This window comes from Erwinia sp. QL-Z3 (assembly GCF_004551645.1).
In the GTDB taxonomy this organism is placed as follows: Bacteria; Pseudomonadota; Gammaproteobacteria; order Enterobacterales; family Enterobacteriaceae; genus Erwinia; species Erwinia billingiae.
The window spans coordinates 2,726,481-2,748,301 of sequence record NZ_CP037950.1 but is presented as its reverse complement, the minus strand read 5'-3'; the positions used below and the strand labels follow the sequence as shown (position 1 = coordinate 2,748,301).

Annotated in this window: 19 protein-coding genes; 6 read left to right on the top strand and 13 right to left on the bottom strand. The window is 56.8% G+C overall.

The annotated features are described in order from the left end of the window. Positions 1-28 precede the first annotated feature (28 nt). On the top strand, positions 29-1,369 hold the full coding sequence (locus E2F51_RS13330; RefSeq protein ID WP_134823687.1) for a carbohydrate porin: 1,341 nt from the start codon (positions 29-31) through the stop codon (positions 1,367-1,369). A gap of 89 nt (positions 1,370-1,458) precedes the next feature. Here the strand turns inward: E2F51_RS13330 and fetB are convergent, their stop codons facing one another. From fetB to pqqU, 12 genes are all read right to left on the bottom strand, one after another. Further along, positions 1,459-2,217 carry an iron export ABC transporter permease subunit FetB gene (fetB, locus tag E2F51_RS13325; RefSeq protein WP_013201247.1) on the bottom strand — a complete coding sequence of 253 codons (759 nt, stop codon included), beginning with the start codon at positions 2,215-2,217 and terminating at the stop codon, positions 1,459-1,461. After that, positions 2,204-2,872, bottom strand: a complete 669-nt coding sequence (gene fetA, locus E2F51_RS13320) for an iron ABC transporter ATP-binding protein FetA (protein WP_134823686.1) — start codon at positions 2,870-2,872, stop codon at positions 2,204-2,206. The genes fetB and fetA overlap by 14 nt, the downstream gene beginning before the upstream one ends. A gap of 163 nt (positions 2,873-3,035) precedes the next feature. Further along, entirely contained in the window at positions 3,036-3,704 is a 669-nt protein-coding gene (locus E2F51_RS13315; RefSeq protein WP_134823685.1) for a response regulator, read from the bottom strand. A gap of 13 nt (positions 3,705-3,717) precedes the next feature. Next, complete coding sequence (gene arnF, locus E2F51_RS13310) at positions 3,718-4,107, bottom strand: 4-amino-4-deoxy-L-arabinose-phosphoundecaprenol flippase subunit ArnF (protein WP_134823684.1); 390 nt, start codon at positions 4,105-4,107, stop codon at positions 3,718-3,720. After that, entirely contained in the window at positions 4,107-4,439 is a 333-nt protein-coding gene (gene arnE, locus E2F51_RS13305; RefSeq protein ID WP_134823683.1) for a 4-amino-4-deoxy-L-arabinose-phosphoundecaprenol flippase subunit ArnE, read from the bottom strand. The genes arnF and arnE overlap by 1 nt, the downstream gene beginning before the upstream one ends. Continuing rightward, entirely contained in the window at positions 4,436-6,094 is a 1,659-nt protein-coding gene (gene arnT / locus E2F51_RS13300) for a lipid IV(A) 4-amino-4-deoxy-L-arabinosyltransferase (protein ID WP_134823682.1), read from the bottom strand. Before arnT ends, arnE begins: the two co-directional genes overlap by 4 nt. A 6-nt stretch (positions 6,095-6,100) precedes the next feature. Continuing rightward, positions 6,101-6,994 carry a 4-deoxy-4-formamido-L-arabinose-phosphoundecaprenol deformylase gene (arnD, locus tag E2F51_RS13295; RefSeq protein WP_134823681.1) on the bottom strand — a complete coding sequence of 298 codons (894 nt, stop codon included), beginning with the start codon at positions 6,992-6,994 and terminating at the stop codon, positions 6,101-6,103. Further along, the gene (gene arnA / locus E2F51_RS13290) at positions 6,991-8,979 is read right to left on the bottom strand and encodes a bifunctional UDP-4-amino-4-deoxy-L-arabinose formyltransferase/UDP-glucuronic acid oxidase ArnA (protein WP_134823680.1); all 1,989 of its coding nucleotides are present in this window, start codon (positions 8,977-8,979) and stop codon (positions 6,991-6,993) included. Before arnA ends, arnD begins: the two co-directional genes overlap by 4 nt. Continuing rightward, on the bottom strand, positions 8,979-9,959 hold the full coding sequence (gene arnC / locus E2F51_RS13285; protein ID WP_134823679.1) for an undecaprenyl-phosphate 4-deoxy-4-formamido-L-arabinose transferase: 981 nt from the start codon (positions 9,957-9,959) through the stop codon (positions 8,979-8,981). Before arnC ends, arnA begins: the two co-directional genes overlap by 1 nt. Further along, positions 9,949-11,100 carry a UDP-4-amino-4-deoxy-L-arabinose aminotransferase gene (gene arnB, locus E2F51_RS13280; protein WP_134823678.1) on the bottom strand — a complete coding sequence of 384 codons (1,152 nt, stop codon included), beginning with the start codon at positions 11,098-11,100 and terminating at the stop codon, positions 9,949-9,951. The genes arnC and arnB overlap by 11 nt, the downstream gene beginning before the upstream one ends. A gap of 506 nt (positions 11,101-11,606) precedes the next feature. Then, positions 11,607-13,997 (bottom strand): glucose/quinate/shikimate family membrane-bound PQQ-dependent dehydrogenase, encoded by a 2,391-nt coding sequence (locus tag E2F51_RS13275; protein ID WP_134823677.1) that lies wholly within the window; start codon positions 13,995-13,997, stop codon positions 11,607-11,609. Between the two features lie 146 nt (positions 13,998-14,143). Next, positions 14,144-16,297: a TonB-dependent receptor PqqU gene (gene pqqU / locus E2F51_RS13270; protein ID WP_209215441.1), complete on the bottom strand. Its 2,154-nt coding sequence runs from the start codon at positions 16,295-16,297 to the stop codon at positions 14,144-14,146. A gap of 452 nt (positions 16,298-16,749) precedes the next feature. Here pqqU and E2F51_RS13265 point away from each other — a divergent pair, with 452 nt between their 5' ends. Together E2F51_RS13265 and E2F51_RS13260 are read left to right on the top strand one after the other, a co-directional pair. Further along, positions 16,750-17,142 (top strand): hypothetical protein, encoded by a 393-nt coding sequence (locus tag E2F51_RS13265; protein WP_082267278.1) that lies wholly within the window; start codon positions 16,750-16,752, stop codon positions 17,140-17,142. 65 nt (positions 17,143-17,207) lie between these two features. Continuing rightward, positions 17,208-18,347, top strand: coding sequence for an iron-containing alcohol dehydrogenase (locus tag E2F51_RS13260; protein WP_134823676.1), 1,140 nt, complete (start codon positions 17,208-17,210; stop codon positions 18,345-18,347). Positions 18,348-18,451: 104 nt separating this feature from the next. On the opposite strand, the gene E2F51_RS13255 is transcribed toward E2F51_RS13260, so the two are convergent. Further along, a complete protein-coding gene (locus E2F51_RS13255) occupies positions 18,452-19,312 on the bottom strand; it encodes an aldo/keto reductase family oxidoreductase (RefSeq protein ID WP_134823675.1) in 861 nt (286 codons plus the stop codon). A 97-nt stretch (positions 19,313-19,409) separates the two neighbouring features. On the opposite strand from E2F51_RS13255, the gene E2F51_RS13250 reads away from it, so the two are divergent. The 3 genes from E2F51_RS13250 to E2F51_RS13240 all read left to right on the top strand — a co-directional run bounded on the left by E2F51_RS13250 (position 19,410) and on the right by E2F51_RS13240 (position 21,804). Then, a complete protein-coding gene (locus E2F51_RS13250; protein ID WP_134823674.1) occupies positions 19,410-20,309 on the top strand; it encodes a LysR family transcriptional regulator in 900 nt (299 codons plus the stop codon). A 63-nt stretch (positions 20,310-20,372) separates the two neighbouring features. Continuing rightward, positions 20,373-21,149 carry an SDR family NAD(P)-dependent oxidoreductase gene (locus E2F51_RS13245; protein WP_134823673.1) on the top strand — a complete coding sequence of 259 codons (777 nt, stop codon included), beginning with the start codon at positions 20,373-20,375 and terminating at the stop codon, positions 21,147-21,149. A 235-nt stretch (positions 21,150-21,384) separates the two neighbouring features. Continuing rightward, complete coding sequence (locus tag E2F51_RS13240; RefSeq protein WP_134823672.1) at positions 21,385-21,804, top strand: RcnB family protein; 420 nt, start codon at positions 21,385-21,387, stop codon at positions 21,802-21,804. Positions 21,805-21,821: the final 17 nt, after the last annotated feature.

The following is a 21,821-nucleotide window of genomic DNA, read 5'->3' as shown; positions in this document are numbered from 1 at the left end:
TATCACTATAAGAAAGAAGGTGTTTCACATGAAAAGCAAGCAACCAAAAACCACGTTAAAAAGATCGGTGGCGTTCTGTGGTTTAGGACTGATGCTGGCGTCAGGGTCTGCACTGGCAGATTTCGCGCCGCTCAGTATGGATTCTCCCTACGCATTTGGTGACTGGGAGGGTTCCCGCACCCAGCTGAAAAATGACGGTGTGGATTTCCAGGTGAATTACACCATGGAATCCGCCAGTAATTTCTCCGGCGGCTACAACCAGTCAACCAGCGCGCGTTATACCGACCAGTGGGCGTTCGGGACCACCCTGGATCTGGAAAAACTGCTGAACTGGAATGACACCCAGTTCCAGACGACCATCACCAGCCGTAACGGTCAGGACTTAACGCAATATATTAACGATCCGCGTTCGGGTGGCCTTTCCTCAGTGCAGGAAGTGTGGGGACGAGGACAAACCTGGCGCCTGACGCAGTTCTGGTTGAATAAAGGCTTCTTTGATCATGCCGTAGAAGTGAAAGCGGGACGGGTCACGGTTGGTGAGGACTTCGACTCCTTTGACAGCAACTTCCAGAACCTGGCATTTGGTAGCGGCCAGGCGGGTAACTGGCGTGGCGACCGCTGGTATAACTGGCCGGTCTCCCAGTGGGGCGGACGCGTGAAGTTTAACTTCACGCCAGAGCTGTTCTTCCAGGTGGGTTTCTATAATCAGACGCCGTCGAACTACGATACCGGTAACGGTTTCCGCCTCGATACCAGCCCAACGCTGGGGAATATGGTGCCGGTGGAATTGGGCTGGAAACCGGCCCTGGGCGCCGACAAATTGCCGGGTAATTACCGTGTCGGGATGTACTACTCCTCGGTGCGCGGCGATAACTACAGCAGCTACAACGAGGGACAGTACGGCGAAGACAACCACTCTTACGGCGGCTACCTGCTGTTACAACAACAGCTGACCGCGATGGAAGGCGACAACTCGCGCGGTTTAGGCGTGACGGTTCAGGCCGTAATGAACGACCAGAAAACCTCGAAGACCGACAACTATCAGTCCGTCTCCTTCGTCTGGAAAGGACCGTTTGATGCCCGTCCGAAAGATGAGATCGGGGTCGGTGCCGCGCGTATTCACGTCAACAATGATTACGGCAATATGCTGCGCAAAACCAACCAGGAAAACGGGGTTAACGATTACGACAACCCAACTTACCTGCCGATCCAGAGTGGATCCGAATATAACTATGAGATCTATTACAACGCTCAGGTCACCAACTGGCTGAAACTGCGTCCAAACCTGCAGTACGTCGCGTCTCCAGGTGCGGTCAGCGAAGTGAAAAATGCCTTCGTTGGCGGTATCAGCGCCAATATCAACTTCTGATCCTCGCGCGTCAGGCGGATCGTTCGATCCGCCTGCTCTTCATCCCTGCATCAACATCGACATACCCCACCTGCAAACATCAGCCCTGACTAGCGTAGCTGTGCGCGTGCCGTGTAAAAGCGGCGGTAGGCGAGATAGCCCGCAATAATTGTGGAGATGCTGGCCGTCCCCAGCAGCATAAAGGTCACCATGATCTGGTATTTGATCGCTTTAACCGGATCGATGCCGGCAAAAATCAGCCCGGACATCATGCCCGGCAAGCTGACCAGCCCCACGGTTTTAGCCGCATCAACCGTTGGGATCATCGCCGCACGAATGCTGTCGCGGATAAGCCTTCCCGACGCGGTTTTGATTGACGCGCCCAGGCTCAACATCTCCTGGATTTTCTGCCGGTTGTCGGTAAAGCGCTGGTTCAGATTGCTGTAACAGAGCCCCACCGCCACCATCGCATTACCGGCAATCATCCCTGAAATCGGGATCACCTGCATCGGCATAAACTCAATCGAGCCACTTAACACCAGGATCACCAGCGTCAACGTGGTGCTGACGGTAATGGCGATAAAGGAGAGCATAAAGGCATTGCCAATATTGCGGCTGCGTTTACGGGCGTTGAGTGCCGCATTGACGCAGATAAACAGCACCATCAATACCGTCAGCCAGCGGTTGTTGAGGTCGAAAATATACTTGAGAACGTATCCGACAATAATTAGCTGAACGATCGCCCGGGCGATACTCCAGACAATGTCTTTCTCCAGCCCGAGCTTCTCTTTCTTACTGACCAGCAGCGCAATCAGCACCAGAATCAGCGCCAGGCCGAGGGATTCGTTGCTAATATTATGCTGATTCATCTGTGCCCTTCCTGACCGGTGGTTGAAGCGTCACCACGCGTTGCGCCTGATTGATCTCGGTGGCGTCATGGCTACTCCACATCACCGCCACGCCACTATCTTTCACCAGCCCGGCAACAAGCTGATTAATCGCCTGCTTATTTTCCTCATCCAGTGCGCTGGTGATTTCATCCAGCAGCAGCACATCCGGCAGGAATTGCAGATTGCGCAGTAACGCGACCCGCTGCTTTTCGCCGCCGGAGAGCTGTTCGGTTTTTTTGGTCAGCATCTCAACCGGCAGATTGACCTTTTTCAGCCAGTCTTTCAGTTTTTCGCTGTCGACCTTTTTCTGGCGGATTTGCCACGGCAACGCAAGATTGTCATACACCGTGTCGCCAAACAGCGCCGGGGTCTGGAAGCAGTAAGAGACCTGCTGACGATAGCTTTCCGGCTTAAGTTCGTTAATGCTGCGGCCCTTAAACTGAATATCGCCGGTGGTGGGTTCGAGCAGGGAAGCGATGATTTTGAGTAGCGTGCTTTTGCCGCTGCCGGAGGGCCCGGTCAGCAGCACAAACTCACCTTGATTCAGCTGTAGCGAGACGGGGGCCAACAACGTGGTGCCATCCTGCACATAGCTAACGTCCTGCACGTCCAGCAGGAGAGAAGTTCGCGACATAATGAGTCAACCTGATGTGAAATTTAACCCCAGGATAATAACGTGATAAGGCAATAAATTTTCGCCTTTTTATCATTTACGCCGCCCGCAAACGCCCCGTTATGCCCTGGCTGAACGCCATTATCGCTCTGGCGGGATCGGCCGAGGGTCGTCACCGGCGCCTTCAGGCATTTCCTGATACCTTCCATCCCACGCCCCGGACGTTCTTGATCGCTTTACTGCCGAATTTCTTACGCAACGCATGAATAAAAAATTCCACTGCGTTGCTCTCAATCTCTTCACCCCAGCCGTAAATCTTCTCCTCCAGTTCGCTGCGCGACAGCAACGTCCCCGGGCGGATCAACAGCGCCTGCAGCAAGGCAAACTCACGGTTGGAGAGCCGGTAAACCTCGCCCTTTTCCACGTCGCAGGCCTCATGGCTGGCGGGATCGAGCCGGATAATGCCGTTACTCAGCACCGGGCCACAGTGGCCTTCTTTACGCCGCATGACCGCGCGTATTCTCGCCAGCCACGCGGTCATGTCGAACGGTGCGATCACGAAGTCATCCGCGCCCGCGTCAAGCCCGCGCAGCCGGTCTTCCAGCGCGTCGCGGGCGGTGATAATCAGCAGCGGCAGCGAATTGCCTTTACCGCGCAAGCTACTGATTACGCTAAAGCCATCGTTGCCTGGTAGCCGCAAATCCAGCAGCACCAGGTCATAACGCGGGATCGCAAGCATGGCGATAGCCTCGGTGCCGCTGCGCACCCAGTCCACCGCGTAGCGGGCTTCTTTTAGCGCTTCAACAACCGCTTCACCCATTATGGCGTCATCTTCTACCAGCAATATTCGCATGCTGTTCTTCCCGTCAGTGTGAATCGACTGCGTCCCCTGGCCAGCATATCAACAGTAACCCGCTAAAAATCAGCGCCACGCCTGCCAGTTTTCCCCACTGAAAGACTTCATTGAAGGCAGGCAAAATCAGCGCTGCCGCCCACACCAGCACGTAACTCAGGCTGAGCAGCGGGTAAGCTTTACTCAGGGCGATGCGTCGCAGCGCCAGCAGCCAGCACAGCATGGAGCAGGCATAGGCCGCCAGCCCGGCGAACAACGCGGAGGCGGCGAAGGGCCAGCTCAGCAAGGCGCTAAAAAAGGCTGATGGCTCGCCCACTGAAGGCAGAGACATCATTGACCAGCGCAATAACAGCTGCGCCCCGCTGACCAGCAGGACGCTGCACAGTGCCCATAAAATCCCCATCAGGTGTAGGCTCCCATCACCGCCACACCCGCCACAATCAAGCCGATGCCCAGCCAGTGGCGGAAAGGAACGGGTTCTTTCCACAACCCGCGGGCTGCCAGCACCACAAAGATAAAGTTCAGGCTCAGCATCGGATACGCCACCCCGACCGGCACGCTTTGCAGCACCACCAGCCAGATCGCCATCGCCACGCCCAGCAGCAGCACGCTTAACCCCAGCCAGATCAGCAGGTGGCCTTTCCCCTTTTGCAAACCATGATGCGCAGCCTGCTTCTGGCACAGTTGCCCGCCGCAACTCAGCAGGCTGGCCAGCAGGATCAGCAGCAGACTCATGGCGTCTGACTATAACGGAACAGGGCTAACCGGCCCTGTCGGTAACTGAAATCGGCTTTGGGCAGCTCTTTGTCCGGATCCTGATTGCGGGACAGCGACAGCACCAGCGTCACATCGCCCGTGCGCCGATGCGCTGCCAGCCAGGCCGGGAAGTCGGCTCCGCTGACAAACTTATCGCGCGCATCCGGGTAGCTCAGCCCGTACTGCACTTCGCCCGGCTGATCGTACAGAGTGATATCGCTGCGTTGCATCTCCCACGCCAGGCCAGAAGCAATGCCGGGGTTATTCGCCAGCAGATAACGGCTGCCGGCAATATCGCTTTTGATCGCCCGGATAAATTGCTGAGGCTGTTTGGCATCCATCACGCCTGACGGGATCGCCTGGCCGATCACCAGCGCCAGCACCAGCGGGCAAAGCGCGGCCAGACCCCAGCGTGCCTGTGGCGCTTTCAGCGTTAACCCACCGCACAACGCCCAGAATGCGAAGGCCGCAGCGGCCAGCAATACTTTGATCACTTCGTGATGACCGTAAACCGGATGCTTCGCCAGCCCCCACGGCGCCAGGAAACCGAGCACGGCGACCGTCAGCACCAGACCAAACGCCAGGTTTATCCAGCCATTGATTTTTAACGCTTTGCCGTTGCCTGACATCATGCTTATCGCCTGACGCGCCATCAGGATCGCCAGCGGCGCAAAGCACGGCAGGATATAGGTTGGCAGCTTGCCTTTGGCGATGCTGAAGAACAGCAGCGGCATCACCACCCAGCTCAGCAAATACAGGCTGCCGCTGTTACTGTGCCGATCCTGCCAGCCTGAACGTAAGGCAGACGGCAACAGGGCCAGCCAGGGCACGCAGCCCATAACCAGTACCGGCAGGTAATACCAGAACGGCGCTTTATGCTGCGCGTTGGCTTCGGCAAAGCGCTGGATATGTTCCACCCAGAAGAAATAGTGCCAGAAGTCCGGTTCGCTTTTGGCGATAGCCATCGCCCAGGGCGCACTGATTAACGCCGCACCGACGATGGCCAGTGGACCAAAGCACAGCAACGCTTTGAAGCGACGCTGATGAATCGCCCAGGGCAGAATGGCAATCACCGGCACTGCCAGCGCCAGGAAGCCCTTGGTCATAAAGCCCATGCCGCAGGCAAACCCGAGCAGCAGCCAGCTCAGCACTTTTTTGCCGGTGGTCGTCGCTTCCGTTGCCAGCCAGTAGCTGCACATGGCGGCGACCAGCCACAAGGTGATCATCGGATCCAGCACCGCATAGGTGCCGATCCCGTACACCAACAGACAGGTAAGGAAAATGACGCCAGAGACCATCGCCGTAGCACGATCGCGCCACAGGCGGAACGCCAGCCAGGTGACCATCAGCGCGGTCAGGGTAATGGAGAAAACGGAACCAAAACGCACGGCAAAATTGTTATGACCAAAAATCAGCTGACTGAGGTTGTTGATCCAGTAACCGGCAATTGGCTTTTCGAAATAGCGTAAATCAAAGAAGTGCGGCACCACCCAGTTACCGCTGACCAACATTTCACGGCTGATCTCCGCATAGCGGGTCTCATCAGGCTGCCATAACGCCCGAAATTCCAGTGGGACCAGGTAATACACGGCAAATAACGCCAGAAGGAGAAAGCCCTTTCTCGTCATAGTCATAAAAAATTACTCGGTTAATTGCTGGCATCCCAGCCATCCTTCACGACCGGGGAGGCTACCCCGAACAATTTTTCCTGTCGGCAGGCTGTTAAGATCGTCAGGTAAGAGCTCACTCAGCGGGCAAAACTGAATACCCTCCTGCGCGGCCAGCGTCAGCAGATCGCTGAACAGGGTGCTCATTACGATCCCCTCCACTTCCGCATGGATGGTATAAACGGGCGTGCCCTGATCCTGCTTAATCCGGTCGATAATGAACGCATTGAAGTCTTCTTTGCTCACCGTGGAGCCGACCACCTCATCCCAGGTGGGCAATGTCACCGGGATCTGCACCGTACCGGCAGTGCCATCACTTAACAGCGGACGAAACGGCGTGGTTCCCCGGCAGTCGCTGTTGTAATGAAACTGGAACGGCTCCTTCGCATTCACCACCCGTTGGTCAGCACGCCATCCGGCGACCGCTGAACAGGTCACCGGCTGTTCGGTAATCACCGCCAGCGCATCCTTTCCCAGACGGATTTGCTGCGTAAGCTGTGCCGCAGGCCAGACGCCCGCCCAGGTTTGCCACGCAAAGTGATCCCAGGCATGCAGGCCGACTTCGTGATGATCGCTGGCGGCGCTGACGATCTCCGCCAGCCCGCGTCCGATCTGACGGCCCGGCCAGGCGGTGCCCGCCAGCAGAATATCCCAGCCATACAGCGAGGCGGCGTTCGATCTCAGCATCTTCCACAGAAACTTGGGCTTCAGCAGGCGCCACAGGTGGCGCCCCATGTTGTCGGGTCCAACGCTGAAGAAAAAAGTGGCCTGAGTGCGATGCAAACTGAGGATTTCCAGCAGCTTTGGCACGCCATCCCGCGTGCCCCGCCAGGTATCGACATCTATTCGAAGGCCGACTTTCCTCATTTTTTCTCTTCCGGCACGTCCAGTTCGACCGTTCTCAGGAAGAAGTCCAGCGTGGCATCGATGGTTTTATCCATGGTCACTTCCGGCGTCCAGCCCAGCAGGCGACGGGCGTTACGGATTGCCGGCTTGCGGTGCTCAACGTCCTGATAGCCTTTGCCGTAGTAGCTGCTGCTTTCCACGTCGCGGAAACCGGCAAAAGGCGGGAAACGATCGCGTAGTGGATGGCGCTCAAAGCTGGCCAGCAGCTGTTCCGCCAGCTCTTTAATGCTTGCTTCGTTATCCGGGTTACCAATGTTGATGATCTGTCCGTCGCAGTTATTGTCTTTGTTTTCAATAATGCGGAACAGCGCCTCAACGCCATCACTGATATCGGTGAAGCAGCGCTTCTGCTTACCGCCGTCCATCAGTTTGATCGGCGATCCTTCAACCAGATTGAGGATCAGCTGGGTGATCGCCCGTGAGCTGCCAATGCGCGCGGCGTTCAGGTTATCCAGGCGCGGACCCATCCAGTTAAACGGACGGAACAGAGTGAAGCGCAGCCCTTCTTTGTCGCCATAGGCCCACAGCACGCGATCCAACAGCTGCTTGGAAACCGAGTAGATCCAGCGCTGTTTGTTGATCGGCCCCACCACCAGATTCGAGGTGTCTTCATCGAAGTTCGGGTCATCACACATGCCGTACACTTCAGAGGTGGACGGGAAGATAATGCGTTTTTTGTACTTAACGCAGTCGCGGATGATCTTCAGGTTCTCTTCGAAATCGAGCTCAAAAACCCGTAACGGATTACGCGTGTACTCAATCGGCGTGGCGATGGCCACCAGCGGCAGGATCACGTCGCATTTTTTGATGTGGTATTCAATCCCCTCCGAATGGATGCTGATATCCCCTTCGACGAACTGGAAGCGCGGATGGCCGATAAAGCGGCTGATGGCATCGGAGCCAATATCCAGGCCGAAAATATCGAAGTTATCGTCCTGCAACAGGCGCTCGGTCAGGTGGTTACCAATAAAGCCGTTAACGCCGAGGATCAGCACGCGCGTGCGGCGTTTCACTGCCGAAACCGGTTTGTTGGTCAACAGCGCCTGGTTTACCAGACCCAGAGTTTGTGCCAGCTGCGAGCCCTGCATGTAAACGCCGTTTTCGCTCTGTCCGGTCATCACTTCCAGCGCACCTTCACCACAGGCCACCACCAGCGGATTCACTGACAGTACGGTTCCGGCTTTGGCGGCAGGCAGATCGTGACGCACTTTGCCTTTCCAGATAATGAATTTGGCCGCGCCAACGTAGCCAAACGCACCCGGCCACGGATCGGTCACCGCACGCACCAGGTTGTTGACCACTTCCGCCGGTTGCGACCAGTCGATACGGCCATCGTCCGGCGTACGGCGTCCCACCACGGTAGCCTGCGTATTGTCCTGAGCACGTTCGCTGATCTGACCATTTCTCAGCGCTGGCAGGCAGTCCGCCAGCAGATGTTCAGCGGCGGCATTCAGTTTGCGGTGCAGTGTCAGCGCATTATCGTCGGCCAAAATGCTGACTTTATCCTGCGCAATAATGGCACCGGCATCGGCACGGGCCACCATGCGGTGCAGCGTCACGCCGGTTTCCGTTTCACCGTTGACCAGCGCCCAGTTCAGCGGCGCGCGGCCACGGTATTTTGGCAGCAGAGAACCGTGCAGGTTAAACGCGCCTTTGGTCGCGATGCTTAACAATTGATCGCTCAGCAGGTTACGGTAGTAGAAAGAGAAAATGACCTCCGGCGCCATGGTTCTGATGCGGTCAACCCACAGCGGATGATTGACATCCTCGGGCGCATACACCGGGATCCCCTGCTCTGCGGCGGTACGGGCAACGGAGGCAAAAAAGTGGTTTTCGTTCGTTGAGTCAGCGTGGGTAAAAATCGCTTCAATTTCATAACCGGCATTCACCAGCGCATTGATCCCAATGCAACCCATATCGTGATAGGCAAAAACGACAGCTTTCATTATTGGTCTTCCTCAGAGCGGACAGGCGCGGAGGAGTTAACTACGCGCTGGATAAAATAGCGTGGGCGGGCACGGACATCGTTGTAGATACGTCCGATGTATTCCCCTAACAGCCCCATACCGACAAACTGCGCACCGATAAAAATAAACAGCACGGCAAACAGCATAAACACCCCGTCTCCGGACCACTCCGGGCCAAAGAAGAGACGTAAAACAATCAGTAACAGTGACAATGCAAAGCCGGCCAGCGCGATCAGGCTCCCAAACACGCTGAGCATCCGCAGCGGCGTGGTGGTCAGGCAGGTGACGAGGTCATACATCAGATTGATCAGCTTCATCAGGCTGTATTTGGAATCACCAAATTCACGCTCGGCGTGCAGCACCGGAATTTCAATCGCCCGACGGGCAAAGGTGTTGGCCAGAATGGGAATAAAGGTGCTGCGCTCGTGGCAGTTGAGCATCGCGTCAATGATGTGACGGCGGTAGGCGCGCAGCATGCAGCCGTAATCGCCCATCGCCTTACCGGTAGTGCGTTGAATAAGGTTGTTGATCAGCCGGGACGCGCGTTTACGGAACCAGCTGTCCTGGCGATTTTGCCGCACGGTGCCGACCACGTCGTAGCCTTCCTGCGCTTTCGCCACCAGCCGCGGGATCTCTTCCGGTGGGTTCTGCAGATCGGCGTCCAGGGTGATTATTAAATCCCCGCTGACGTGGTTGAAACCGGCCATGATCGCCGAATGCTGGCCGTAATTACGGTTAAGCAGCACCGCAACAACATGGCTGCCCGGTGCTTCCGCCGCGGCGGTCAGCATCTCCGGTGAACGGTCGCTACTGCCGTCGTCCACCAGCAGGATTTCCCACTCCATTGACAGCTGGGAGCAGGCTTCAGAGGTGCGGCGGATCAGCTCCGGCAGACTGTCCTGCTCGTTATAGACCGGGATTACGACGGAGACTTTGTTAATGGGTTGATCAGCGGTCATGGTGTTTCTCAGCAATTTCATGCAGCGCGGCAATAACCCGGCTGACATCGTCATCGGTCATCGTTGGGAACAGCGGAATTGAACAAATGCGCTCGGAGTTCCATTCTGTTTCGGGCAGCGACAGTTCAGAGAAACGGTCCCGGTAATATTTCTGCGTATGCGCCGCGCGGAAATGCAGGCCGGTGCCAATCTGGCGATCCTTCAGTTCCTGCATCAGCTGGTCGCGGCTCAGGCCGCAACGGGCGGGATCAACGCGCAGAATAAACAGATGCCAGGCGTGCTGATGGTCGTAGTCAGGTTGCGACAGCGGCAGGAAAGGCGTGTCGGCCAACTCCTTCAGATAGCGTTCAGCGATTGCCTGACGGCGGGCATTCAGCGTTGGCAGCTTGGCCAGCTGCACCAGCGCAATGGCGGCGTTGATATCGGCGAGGTTGTATTTGTAGCCAGGCGCAATAACTTCCGCCTGCGGCGCGCGGCCGTGGGTCTGGCGGTCAAAGGCGTCCACGCCAAGACCATGGAATTTCAGGCTGCGAATACGGTTGGCCAGCGCTTCGTTATCGGTGACGACCAGGCCACCTTCGGCGCAGGTCATATTTTTAATGGCGTGGAAGGAGAAGATCGCCGTGCCGCTGTTACCAACATGGCGTCCTTTGTAAAAGGTGCCTGCCGCATGCGCCGCGTCATCAATCACCGGGATGCCGTAGCGTTTGCCCAGCGCATGGATGGCATCGATATCCGCCGGCGCACCGGCATAGTGAACCGGCACGATGGCTTTGGTACGGGGAGTTATCGCCGCTTCGATAAGCTCAGGGGTAATCATCAGGCTGTCGCGATCGATATCAATCATGACCGGCTCAGCGCCGAGCAGCGCAATCATATTCAGCGTGGACACCCAGGTCAGCGACGGGGTGATCACTTCATCGCCACTGCCAATGCCCAGCGCCATCAGGGTGACATGCATCCCGGCGGTGGCCGAGCTTACGGCTATCGCGTGTTGGTTGCCGGTCAGTTGGCAAAATGCCTGTTCCAGCTGCTGATTCTTAGGTCCAGTCGTAATCCAGCCAGAGTTCATGACTTCGCCAACCGCGGCCAGTTCGGCCTCGCCCATCGCCGGGCGAGAAAAAGGGAGAAATTCAGACATTGGTAAAATTCCTTTAACAATAACCCTAAAAAACTTTAGCAGAACGTGCGCCAACTGCGCCTAAACCAAACGCTAATGCCTTGAAATTTAATCGTCGTTTAACCAGGCCTCTCCTGTCTGTCTGCGGATAGCAATGGAAATCCCGTTGTTATCACACGCTCAGCAACAGTGGAAAATGACTGTATCAGAGTCAGAATGTCCGTTAATCAACATTTGCTGAACGATATAGGAGATTCCTTAGCTAAAAATTAAGATTGTTCGAGGCGTGAGAATTTAGGCAGGAAATCAGTTGCGGGGTTTAGGTTGGGTTTACTTTCGCGAGGCAATTGCGGGCAGCGGGGGAAATTCAGGCACGGGAAAAAAATGAAAACTTAAGGTTGCCTTCATCTTTTTGCCCTTTTTATTGCCAAAAAAAAAGACGCCTGCATTGCGCAGACGTCCTTATTATTGGCCTTCCCTGATGAACGGGGAAGATTGGGCGAACCGGGGTTCGCCCTTATCAAGGATTACTTGGCATCATCCGGCAGCGCATAAGCAACGATATAGTCGCCCAGCTTGGTGCCGAAGGAACCATGACCACCCGCGGCGATCAGCACATACTGCTTGCCGTTCACTTCGTAGGTCATTGGAGTTGCCTGGCCGCCCGCTGGCAGACGCGCTTCCCACAGGGATTTACCGTTAGTCACGTTGAACGCACGCAGATAGTTATCTGCCGTTGCGCCAATGAACATCACGTTACCCGCTGTAGAGATTGGTGCGCCCAGCATTGGCATACCCATTTTGAATGGCAGTGGAATCGGTGAGCTGTCACGAACGGTACCGATGCGTTTTTTCCACACGATATCGTTAGTTTTCAGGTCAACCGCAGACACATAGCCCCAGGCCGGTTGCTTACAAGGGAAGCCCAGTGGTGACAGGAACGGGTTCAGGGTCACGCCGTATGGCACGCCATACTGTGGCTGAACGCCGGTTTCTGTACCGCTACCGCCTTTGTCGTTGGCATCTGGCCACAGTGGGTTGTTTGGACCACGTGGGATCAGACGGGAAACAAACGGCAGCGCCATTGGGTTGGTCACGGCGATCTGGCGATCGGTATCAACAGAGATGCCGCCCCATTCGAACATGCCCAGGTTACCCGGGAACACCAGCGTGCCCTGCTCTGAAGGTGGTGTGAACGGGCCTTCGTAACGCAGGCTGTGGAACATCACGCGGCAGATCAGCTGATCGTAAATCGTTGCGCCCCACATGTCCGCACCGGTCAGGTTTTTCTTCGGACGGTAGGTCAGCTCAGAATACGGCTGGGTGGGTGACAGACGGTCGCCTTTCGCCGGGCCTTGTGGCACTGGCGTTTCTGGTGCAGGAACCACTTCTTTACCGGTACGACGGTCCAGCACAAAGATGTTACCGGTTTTCGCCGGAACATAAATGACCGGCACTTTGTTGCCGTTTTTGTCGTTGATATCCGCCAGCGTCGGCTGAGCCGGTACGTCCATATCCCACAGATCGTGGTGCACGGTCTGGTAGAACCACGCTAGCTTACCGGTGGTCGCGTTCAGCGCCAGCAGGCCAGAAGCGTAACGCTCCATTTCCGGGGTACGGTTGCCGCCCCAGATATCCGGTGTCGCCACGCCGATTGGCAGGTAAACCAGATCCAGCTTGGCATCATATGACGCCGGTGCCCATGAGTTCGGTGAGTTAGCCACATAATGCTGATCTTCACCCGGCAGGACATTCGGGTCTTTAGCGCCGGTATCGAAGGCCCACAGCAGTTTACCGCTGTTGACATCAAAACCACGGATCACGCCAGACGGCTCTTTGGTTGAGTAGTTATCGGTTACGGCACCGGCCACCACAATCACCTTATCGGTGATGATTGGCGGAGAGGTTGGCTCGTAAGCACCGGCACGGGCGTTAGGCATGTTCTGCTGAAGGTTCAGCTTGCCGTTTTCGCCGAATTCCGGGCACAGCGCGCCGGTTTCCGCGTCCAGCGCGTAGAGGTGACCATCGTTAACCGGCAGGATGATGCGACGTGCGCACATGGCAGGCTTGGTGCCTGCTGGCAGCGTTGCCACATCCGGCGTCTGGTAGTAAGACACACCGCGACAGGTCACGTGCTGGAAGGACGGATCGGTTTTCAGCTGTGGATCAAATTTCCACTTCTCTTTACCGGTTGCTGCGTCCAGCGCGAACAGGATCTGGTGCGGCGTACACAGGTACAGGGAATCACCAATTTTGATCGGCGTGACTTCATCACTCAGTTCGCCTGGATCGGTTGGGCGCTTCATGTCACCGGTACGGAAGGTCCATGCTTCCTTCAGCTGGCCAACGTTCTTGTCGTTGATTTGCGTCAGCGGCGAGTAACGCGTACCGCCCTGGGTACGGCCATAAGCTGGCCAGTCACCGGCAGCGATGCCGTCGCCAGACTTCTCAATGTTCGCCGCTTGCTCCGGGCTCAGGGAACCGTTGATTTCCTGCGGATCGTTGAACACCGAGTAAGCCAGCGCAATCACCGTTACCACCAGTACCAGGCTCAGTGCGCCACGGGCAAATTTGCCCTGGCTCAGACCACGGTAAACAAACGGCAGCACCAGCCACAGGCCGAGGAAGAAGGTGACGTCCAGACGTGGCGTCAGTGCCCAGAAATCGGACCCCACTTCCCACAACGACCAAATCAGCGTTGCGAGCAGGAATACCGCGTACAGCAACAGCGCTGATGAGCGGCGACGGAACAGCAACCAGGCAACAACCAGTTCAATCACACCAGCGATGATGTAATAGAACGAGCCGCCAAGCTTGGCCAGCCAGATACCGCCAACCAGCAGGTATAACCCGCTGAGGACGGCAAACACAGCCGTAAGGATCACGAGGATTCGTGATAACGGTGCTTTACTTTGCATAGTATGGACCTTACCAAAATTTAACGTCTTCGATTTAGATCGTATGCTAAATCGCAAAAAACACCCGGTTTAACCATCTTATCCATCCGGTGTTTTGTACCCGCCGTCTTGCGTTGGCAACACGGCAGGCTGTGCTGGATTCTGTATTACAGGAACGAATAGGAGAGCGACGCGCCCACACCGTAATTTCGTCCCGGCGCCGGCTCGTAGTAACGGCCGTTGCCTTCATTCACGATAACCGAGCCAACATAGGCTTTATCGAACAGGTTATCGACGCGGCTGAACAGGTCGAGAGACCACTTATCCCAGCCAAACTTGTAACCGGTGCTCAGGCCAACCACGGTGTAAGACGGCGCTTTAGCGTCGTTTTCATCGTCGGCCTGAATGCTGCCCATATAGCGCACGTCAGCGCCGGCGTGCCAGCCCTGTTCCGGTGCCCAGGCCAGAGAAGCGTAGCCCATATTTTTCGCCACGCCCGGCAGACGGTTGCCGGATGGCGTACAGCTGCCGCTGTCATCACAGGTCGAATTGCGGTAGGTGGCATCGAGATACGTCCACGCCATTTTCATCTGCCAGTTTTCAGCAAACTGCTGGTCGAAAGACATTTCAACGCCCTGACGGCGGGTTTTACCGGCATTCTTATACACTGAACGTCCGTTGCTGCTGTCTTCCACCACCAGTTCGTTATCGGTATTGGTCTGGAACACGGCGGCAGTCAACAGGCCATAGCCGATGCGGGTTTTGCTGCCCAGTTCCACGGTGTCGCTGGTTGACGGCTTCAGGCCGAGGTTCAGTCCGGTCTGGCTGCCATCCACCGAGCGGTAGGAAAGCTCATTGATGGTTGGCGTTTCAAAGCCCCGTCCGGCGGACAGATAGACGTTCCAGGCATCGGTCACCGCGTAGTTCAGCGATCCCATCGGCAGGAGTTTGTGGTAGCGCTTGCTGCCACTGTCATCGCCGTTTCCGGTGGTGACGTAATAATCGGTAGAGTCAAAGCTGACGGTGCTGTAGCGCATCCCCGCATCCAGCGTCCATTTCGGGGTCAGATCCCAGCTGGTTTGCAGGTAGGGATCGAGATTCCACATGACGTTCTTCTCGTTCCGGCGCTGCTCGCCCTTCTCACCCAGCTCGGTGGTGCCGTTATCGATCACATAGTTCTGGAAGCCCTGACGACGTTCGGTCATGGTTTCGTAATCGAGGCCGCCAATAACGCTGAACGGCACTGAGCCAATCTGATCCTGGTGCTTCCAGCGGGTATCAACACCGGAGTATTTACGTTCCAGCACAATCACCCCGCCCGGATAGGCCGGATTTTTCTGCACGGCGACAGGTATAGACTGATATTGCGTGGTATGGCGCTCGCCATGCCAGGTGGTCAGCGTTAGCTGGTCGTTTTCGCTCATCTCGCGCTGGTAACGCAGGCCCACCTGGGTCTGATCCAGACTCTTACGGGTGTTGTAGGTATCACCGCGCGGAGACTGGCGGGGATTGTCTTTCCATTCGGCGCGCGTCAAGCCGCCGGGATCGTTGGCATCGACCGAGACGCTGTTCAACATCAGCGTTAAGGTGCTGACATCATCAATCCGAACGCCGAGCCTGGCGTTGCCGAGATTCTTTTGCGTGCCGCTGTGGTCGCGATAGCCGTTGGTGGTGAAGCGGGATCCGGAAATGGTGTAATTCACATCGCCTGCATGGGTGCCGTCACCGGTCGAGCCGCTAGCCTTAACGCTGTTGCGCCAGCTGCCGTAGCTGCCGAAGTAAGTGCCTGCTGTCAGTGTAGTTGGCTGGCTGCCGGTCTGCGTATCGATATTGACCACGCCGCCGGAGGCATTGCCGTACAGGGCCGAATAGGGGCCGCGCAGCACTTCGACTTTATCAATCGAGTTGATATCAATATTGGAGGTTTGCCCCTGCCCGTCGGGCATGGTGGCCGGAATGCCGTCAACATAGACGCGCACGCCACGAACGCCGTACATCGAGCGGCTACCAAAGCCACGAACGGACAGCTGAAGATCCTGTGCATAGTTCTGACGATTCTGGATCTGCAGGCCAGGCACGCTGCCGAGGCTTTCAGACAGATTGACCTGCGCCGTGCTGTTACGTAAATCATCACCGCTGACCACGCTGACCGCGGCCGGAGTGTCCAGTTCGGACAGGCCACTGCGCTGCTTAATGACCATCAGCGAGCCTTCGGAGGGGCTGTCGGTGGAGCTCTGCGGAGCCGTTGACTGGGCATAGCTCAGCGCAGGCTGAAGTAAAAACAGCGGCGTTAAGAGAAAAGCAGACGTTTTGTTATTCACAGGATCGGTTCGTTATTTTTTTAAAGTTAGCCGTCAAAGCCTCACCGTCAGAATGGCCACGAAAAGCCGGACTTTTCGTAAGCACCGCTGAGCGACGAGACGCGCGCATCGTGCTGCAAAAGTATACAAGACGTTTTGAAACTTGCCCGTCAAAGCCCCCTACGGAATGAGGGTGATAGCGCAATCAGTCGAGTAAAACGGCTGTTCAGATGCGGAAAACCGGGGGAAAGTGTCAAAATCGGGCTGAATTGTAGCACTCAATAATTGCTTTGCGAACTGTTGTTACGCATTTTGCTGAATTGATTCAGTCGAACCCCACAAATTGATAATACACCGGGCAGTTTGCGTTAAATCAGCGCTTTTACCCCTGATCTTTACCGGGTTTCAGGCCAGGCGATATTTAACACACTCCCCGCTATACTCAGAGGAACACCCGAAAAAAAGGACGCATTATGCGCTGGCAGGAGTCAAAAAGACCGTTGTGCGCGGGTCTCAACCCGGCAATTTTTGCTGTGCCGCTGCTTGCCGCTCTGGCGCTGTTAACCGGCTGTTCATCCGGCGAAAAAGGCATGGTCTGTGAAGGCCAGGCGCAAACGCTGGATGGCCGCGTGCTGGGCAATGTGCAGGGCAAAATAGTCGATCGCTTTACCTCTTTTAGCGTCACCGTACCGGATCTCACCTTAAACAGTGGCCCATTACACTCCGCCGATCGCCAGAAATATGTGCCTGCGGCGGTCACGCCAGAAGGCTGGCTGGCGATGCGGCTTTCCGATACGCGCTTTATGGTGGTCAATGCGCCGCAGGATAAGGTGCTGACCTTTAACTGCCCTTCCCGCTCAATCTGATCTTTATCCCGTCCTGCGAGCTTGCTAGTTTGTAGGCTCTGATTCTGACCTTACTGGAAACCTCAATGACCACCAGCCAGATGATTGCCAACCGCCACACCTATTTTGGCCGTGGAAGCCTGCGCGAGCTGCTGCCGCTGCTGCAAAACGATCCGCAACCCACTTTGCTGTTCTGTGGCCGTTCATTTCTGCAAGGCGGCGCGTGGGACGCGCTGAAAGCCGAACTGGAACCTTTGCTGCTGGGCCATGAGATAGTCAGCCATGAGGCCTCTCCTGCGGAGATTGATGGCTGGGTGGGTCGCTGGCGCGGCAAGGTGCAACGCGTGGTGGCCATTGGCGGCGGCAGCGTGCTGGATGCCGCGAAAGCCTTTGCGGCGCTGAGCCAGCACCCACTGAATACCCTGCGCTATCTTGAAAAAGTCGGTGATACGCCGATTACCGGCGCAACCCTGCCGCTGATCGCCATCCCGACAACTGCCGGCACCGGCAGCGAAGTGACGCAAAACGCAGTGGTAACCGACAAGGCCGACATCAAGGTCAAAGCCTCGCTGCGTCACGCCAATTTTGTGCCTGACATTGCCATTCTCGACCCCGATTTGCTGCGCGGCGCGCCAGAGCATGTGCTGGCCTGCTGCGCGATTGACGCCTTCACCCATCTGTTTGAAGCCTACCTTTCCAGTAAAGGCAATCTGTTTAGCCGTCAGACCGCGCTGAGCGGCATGCGCGCCTTTATCAGCGCCTGGCCACATCTGAACCGCAAAGATGAACAGGGCGATCTGGCGCGTGAGCAGATGATGCTGGCGTCCTGGCAGGGCGGCTTAAGCCTGAGCATGGCCGGGCTGGGGGTGATCCACGGCATCGCCGGGGAATTAGGGGCGATTAAGGATTATCATCACGGGGAAGTGTGCGGGCGCTTACTGCTGCCTTTCCTGACGCTGCTGAACGACAGCGAAAATGAACAGCAACAGGAACTGATGGCGGATCTGGCGGCCACGCTGTTCCCTGGCTTTACCCTGCCGCCGGCCAGAATGCTGGTTCACTGGCTGAAAGATAATGCCATCACGCCTTTCTGGCACGATGCCCAGCCGCTGACGGCGGAAGAAGTCAGCTGGATCCTGGCGCGTTCCAACAGCAAGAATTCAATCGTGAGTTACAGCGAAGAGCAGCAACGCTTTATGCTGGAGCAGGCGTACTCCGTCGCCTGATCGCCAACGGCAGGCGGGCCTTCCCTGGCCTGCCTGCATTATCCAGCCTGATTCACGACGTTATCGGCCTCTCCGCCTGTCATTCAGACCGACCTGACCGGCCGTTAAGCGCTCATGCCATTCAATTTTTCCAGCGCCTCCGCCGGTAAATGCAGATCCTTCGCCGCCATATTTTCATGTAAATGCGCCACCGACGAGGTACCGGGGATCAGCAAGATATTCGGCGAACGCTGTAGCAACCACGCCAGCGCCACCTGCATCGGCGTGGCATTCAGGCTTTTCGCCACGTCGGTCAGCTCGGCAGACTGCAACGGGCTGAAGCCACCCAGCGGGAAGAACGGCACATACGCCACGCCCTGCGCGGCCAGGCTATCGACCAGCTGGTCGTCCTGACGGTTAGCGAGGTTATACAGGTTTTGCACGCAGACGATTTCGGTCATTGCCTGCGCATCGGCAACCTGTTTCGGCGTAACGTTACTGAGGCCAATATGACGGATCAGCCCCTGCTCCTTCAGCTTTATCAACGCCTGCAACGGCGTGTCCAGCGAGCCTTCCTGCGGCTGATGAACGTTGAACATGCTGCGCAGATTCACCACATCCAGTACATCAACGCCCAAATTTTTCAGGTTGTCGTCCACCGCGCGCGCCAGCTCATCGGCACTAAACGCGGGCAGCCAACCGCCCTTCTCATCCCGAAAGCAACCGACTTTGGTGACAATGCACAGGCTTTCAGGCCAGGGATGCAGCGCCTCTTTGATTAACTGATTGGTGATATGCGGGCCGTAAAAATCCGAGGTATCAATCATATTGACGCCGGCGTCGACCACCGCACGCAGCACGTTGATGGCGGCCTGGCGATCGGCCGGTGGGCCAAACACGCCCGGACCGGCTAACTGCATAGCGCCGTAGCCCATACGGTTAATCTGACGACCCGCGAGGGGAAAGGTAAGCGAAAGATCGGACATAACAAACCTCCAGAGTTGATGACCTGATGATTGTAGCCCTGCTGAGTCTGTGCAACTATCCAGCAGAATCACGACAGACTGTACGATAAGGCGGACAATGAAACTCGATATTTCCCTGCTTCATGCGGTGGTGGCGGTAGCCAAAGCCGGCGGCTTTCGCGAAGCGGCACGCGTTACCGGCAGCAATCCCTCGCGGCTAAGCGATGCGGTCAGACGGGCGGAACAGCAGCTGGGCATACGGCTGTTTCACCGCACCACCCGTTCGGTCTCGCTGACCGACGCTGGCCGAGCGCTGATGGCGCGGCTGATGCCTGCTATGAACGAGATGGAGTCGGCGCTGGATGACATTAATCGCTATCGCGACACGCCTTCAGGCACCCTGCGTTTAAACGTGCCGATAAGCGTCTCAAGGCTGATCCTGCCGACGATCGTGCCGGCATTTCTGGCGCGCTACCCGGACATCCAGCTGGAGATAGTTGCCGAAAGCAACGTGCAGGATGTGTTCCGCGAGGGCTGTGATGCCGGCATACGCTACAACGAAAAGCTGGAGCAGGATGTGATTGCCGTTCCGATTGGCCCGCGCAAGCAACGGTTTGCGCTGGCCGCCTCAGCGGATTACCTCAATCAGGCCGGACGGCCAACCCATCCACACCATCTGATACAGCACCGCTGCCTGCGCGGTCGCTTCGCCAGTGGCGTGGAGCCGGAGTGGGAATTTGAGCGTGAGGGAGAAAATGTGCGGGTTAAGCCGCCCGCCGCGCTGTTGGTCAGCATTGGCGCCGGTGTCGACCTGGCGGTGGATACCGCCATCGCCGGCGGCGGCATCGTTTACCTGTTCGAAGAGTGGCTGAAGCCCTGTTTTGCCCGCGGCGAACTCGAGCCCATTTTGCAGCCGTGGTGGCTGACCTTCCCCGGCCCGTGGCTCTATTATCCCGACCGCCGTCTGATCCCGGCACCCCTGCGGGCATTTATTGATTTTGTTGGGGAATGTGACTGAGAGCCGGTTTTGCAGTTTCGCTTGTCTACACTTATCTCTTTTGCGACCCATAAGGAGATCGACATGAAGATTGAATTAACCGGCAAAACGGCGATTGTCACCGGCTCAACCAAGGGGATCGGTAAAGGGATTGCGGAAGGTCTGGCGGCCGCGGGTGCAACGGTGATTGTCACCGGCCGCAGCGAAGATCAGGTGAATTCGCTGGTGAAAAAACTCGGCAACAATGCGCGCGGTCATGTGGTGGATTTGGGGACGGAAGAAGGCTGTCAGGCGTTGATCAACGCCGAGCCCACCTGCGACGTGCTGGTCAATAACGTCGGGATTTTCCCGCAGGGGGATTTCTTTGAAACCACCGACGATACCTGGCAAAAGATCTGGGACGTCAACGTGATGTCCGCCGTACGCCTGAGCCGTGCCTATATGCCGGCGATGAAGCAGGCAGGCTGGGGACGCGTGGTGTTCCTCTCTTCTGAATCTGCGGTGAATATCCCACCCGATATGATCCATTATGGCGTCAGCAAAACCGCGCTGTTGGCTCTCTCTCGTGGACTGGCTAAAGCGGTTGCCGGATCCGGCGTCACGGTAAATGCCGTGCTGCCCGGCCCGACGCTGTCCGATGGCTTCAAAGAGATGTTTAAGGAAGAGCTGGATCAGGGTGCCGATCTGGAAGAGCTGGGCGCGAAATTTGTCAAAGCTAACCGCCCAACCTCGGTAATTCAGCGTGCCGCCAGCGTCGAAGAAGTCAGCAATATGGTGGTGTATGTCTGTTCACCGCTTTCGTCCGCCACGTCCGGTGCCGCCTTACGTGTCGACGGCGGTGTGGTCGAAACCCCGTTCTGATCCACAATGCGCCACTGCGGTGGCGCGTGTTCGCCGTATTTACTGGCACTATTCATCCGCTTTCAGCGCCCGATTTCGCCCCTTTTGCCCCTCCTCCGTTAGCGTTGCGCTAAGCAAGTGTAAATTTACCGTTAAGATCATCATTCTTAGGAGTATTCAGGTTGTTCTTCCCTTCCCTGCCCCCCAAATTGTCTGCATCAACACGACTTTTGCTCCATACCCACAGGGAAAAAAGATGAAAAAATCAGGAATTATTGCCCTTTCTGCGCTGCTGTTTGCTTCAACCAGCCTGAGCGCATTTGCCGAAGGCCCACAGCAGGGTCATGACGATCAGCATCAACAGCAGCCAGTGAAACGTCCACCGCAGGGCGGCAACCAGCACGGCGGCCAGCCGCAGGGAAATCCGCACGGTGCACAGCCACAGCGTGCTTCCGATCACCGCGAGCCGCAGCACAAACAGTCGCATCACAATGACTTCCATCAGGGTCGCCCACTGCCGCAGAAATACCGTGGCGAAGGTTACCAGGTCAACGACTGGCATCAGCGTGGCCTGAAGGCGCCACCGGCCGGTCACCGCTGGCAGAATGTTGATGGCAACTATGTCCTGATTGCCATCAGCACCGGTGTGATTGCTTCCATCATTGCCCATCAGTAAGCGCTGAGATCCCGCGC

Bases quoted from the DNA above. Each gene is read 5' to 3' on its own strand.
- E2F51_RS13265 (WP_082267278.1), top strand. From the start codon at position 16,750: ATGCGCTGGCAGGAGTCAAAAAGACCGTTGTGCGCGGGTCTCAACCCG.
- arnD (WP_134823681.1), bottom strand. From the start codon at position 6,994: ATGAGGAAAGTCGGCCTTCGAATAGATGTCGATACCTGGCGGGGCACG.
- arnT (WP_134823682.1), bottom strand. From the start codon at position 6,094: ATGACTATGACGAGAAAGGGCTTTCTCCTTCTGGCGTTATTTGCCGTG.
- E2F51_RS13240 (WP_134823672.1), top strand. From the start codon at position 21,385: ATGAAAAAATCAGGAATTATTGCCCTTTCTGCGCTGCTGTTTGCTTCA.
- E2F51_RS13245 (WP_134823673.1), top strand. From the start codon at position 20,373: ATGAAGATTGAATTAACCGGCAAAACGGCGATTGTCACCGGCTCAACC.
- arnC (WP_134823679.1), bottom strand. From the start codon at position 9,959: ATGACCGCTGATCAACCCATTAACAAAGTCTCCGTCGTAATCCCGGTC.
- fetA (WP_134823686.1), bottom strand. From the start codon at position 2,872: ATGTCGCGAACTTCTCTCCTGCTGGACGTGCAGGACGTTAGCTATGTG.
- E2F51_RS13275 (WP_134823677.1), bottom strand. From the start codon at position 13,997: ATGCAAAGTAAAGCACCGTTATCACGAATCCTCGTGATCCTTACGGCT.
- E2F51_RS13255 (WP_134823675.1), bottom strand. From the start codon at position 19,312: ATGTCCGATCTTTCGCTTACCTTTCCCCTCGCGGGTCGTCAGATTAAC.
- fetB (WP_013201247.1), bottom strand. From the start codon at position 2,217: ATGAATCAGCATAATATTAGCAACGAATCCCTCGGCCTGGCGCTGATT.
- arnB (WP_134823678.1), bottom strand. From the start codon at position 11,100: ATGTCTGAATTTCTCCCTTTTTCTCGCCCGGCGATGGGCGAGGCCGAA.
- E2F51_RS13330 (WP_134823687.1), top strand. From the start codon at position 29: ATGAAAAGCAAGCAACCAAAAACCACGTTAAAAAGATCGGTGGCGTTC.
- E2F51_RS13250 (WP_134823674.1), top strand. From the start codon at position 19,410: ATGAAACTCGATATTTCCCTGCTTCATGCGGTGGTGGCGGTAGCCAAA.
- E2F51_RS13315 (WP_134823685.1), bottom strand. From the start codon at position 3,704: ATGCGAATATTGCTGGTAGAAGATGACGCCATAATGGGTGAAGCGGTT.
- E2F51_RS13260 (WP_134823676.1), top strand. From the start codon at position 17,208: ATGACCACCAGCCAGATGATTGCCAACCGCCACACCTATTTTGGCCGT.
- arnE (WP_134823683.1), bottom strand. From the start codon at position 4,439: ATGAGTCTGCTGCTGATCCTGCTGGCCAGCCTGCTGAGTTGCGGCGGG.
- arnA (WP_134823680.1), bottom strand. From the start codon at position 8,979: ATGAAAGCTGTCGTTTTTGCCTATCACGATATGGGTTGCATTGGGATC.
- arnF (WP_134823684.1), bottom strand. From the start codon at position 4,107: ATGGGGATTTTATGGGCACTGTGCAGCGTCCTGCTGGTCAGCGGGGCG.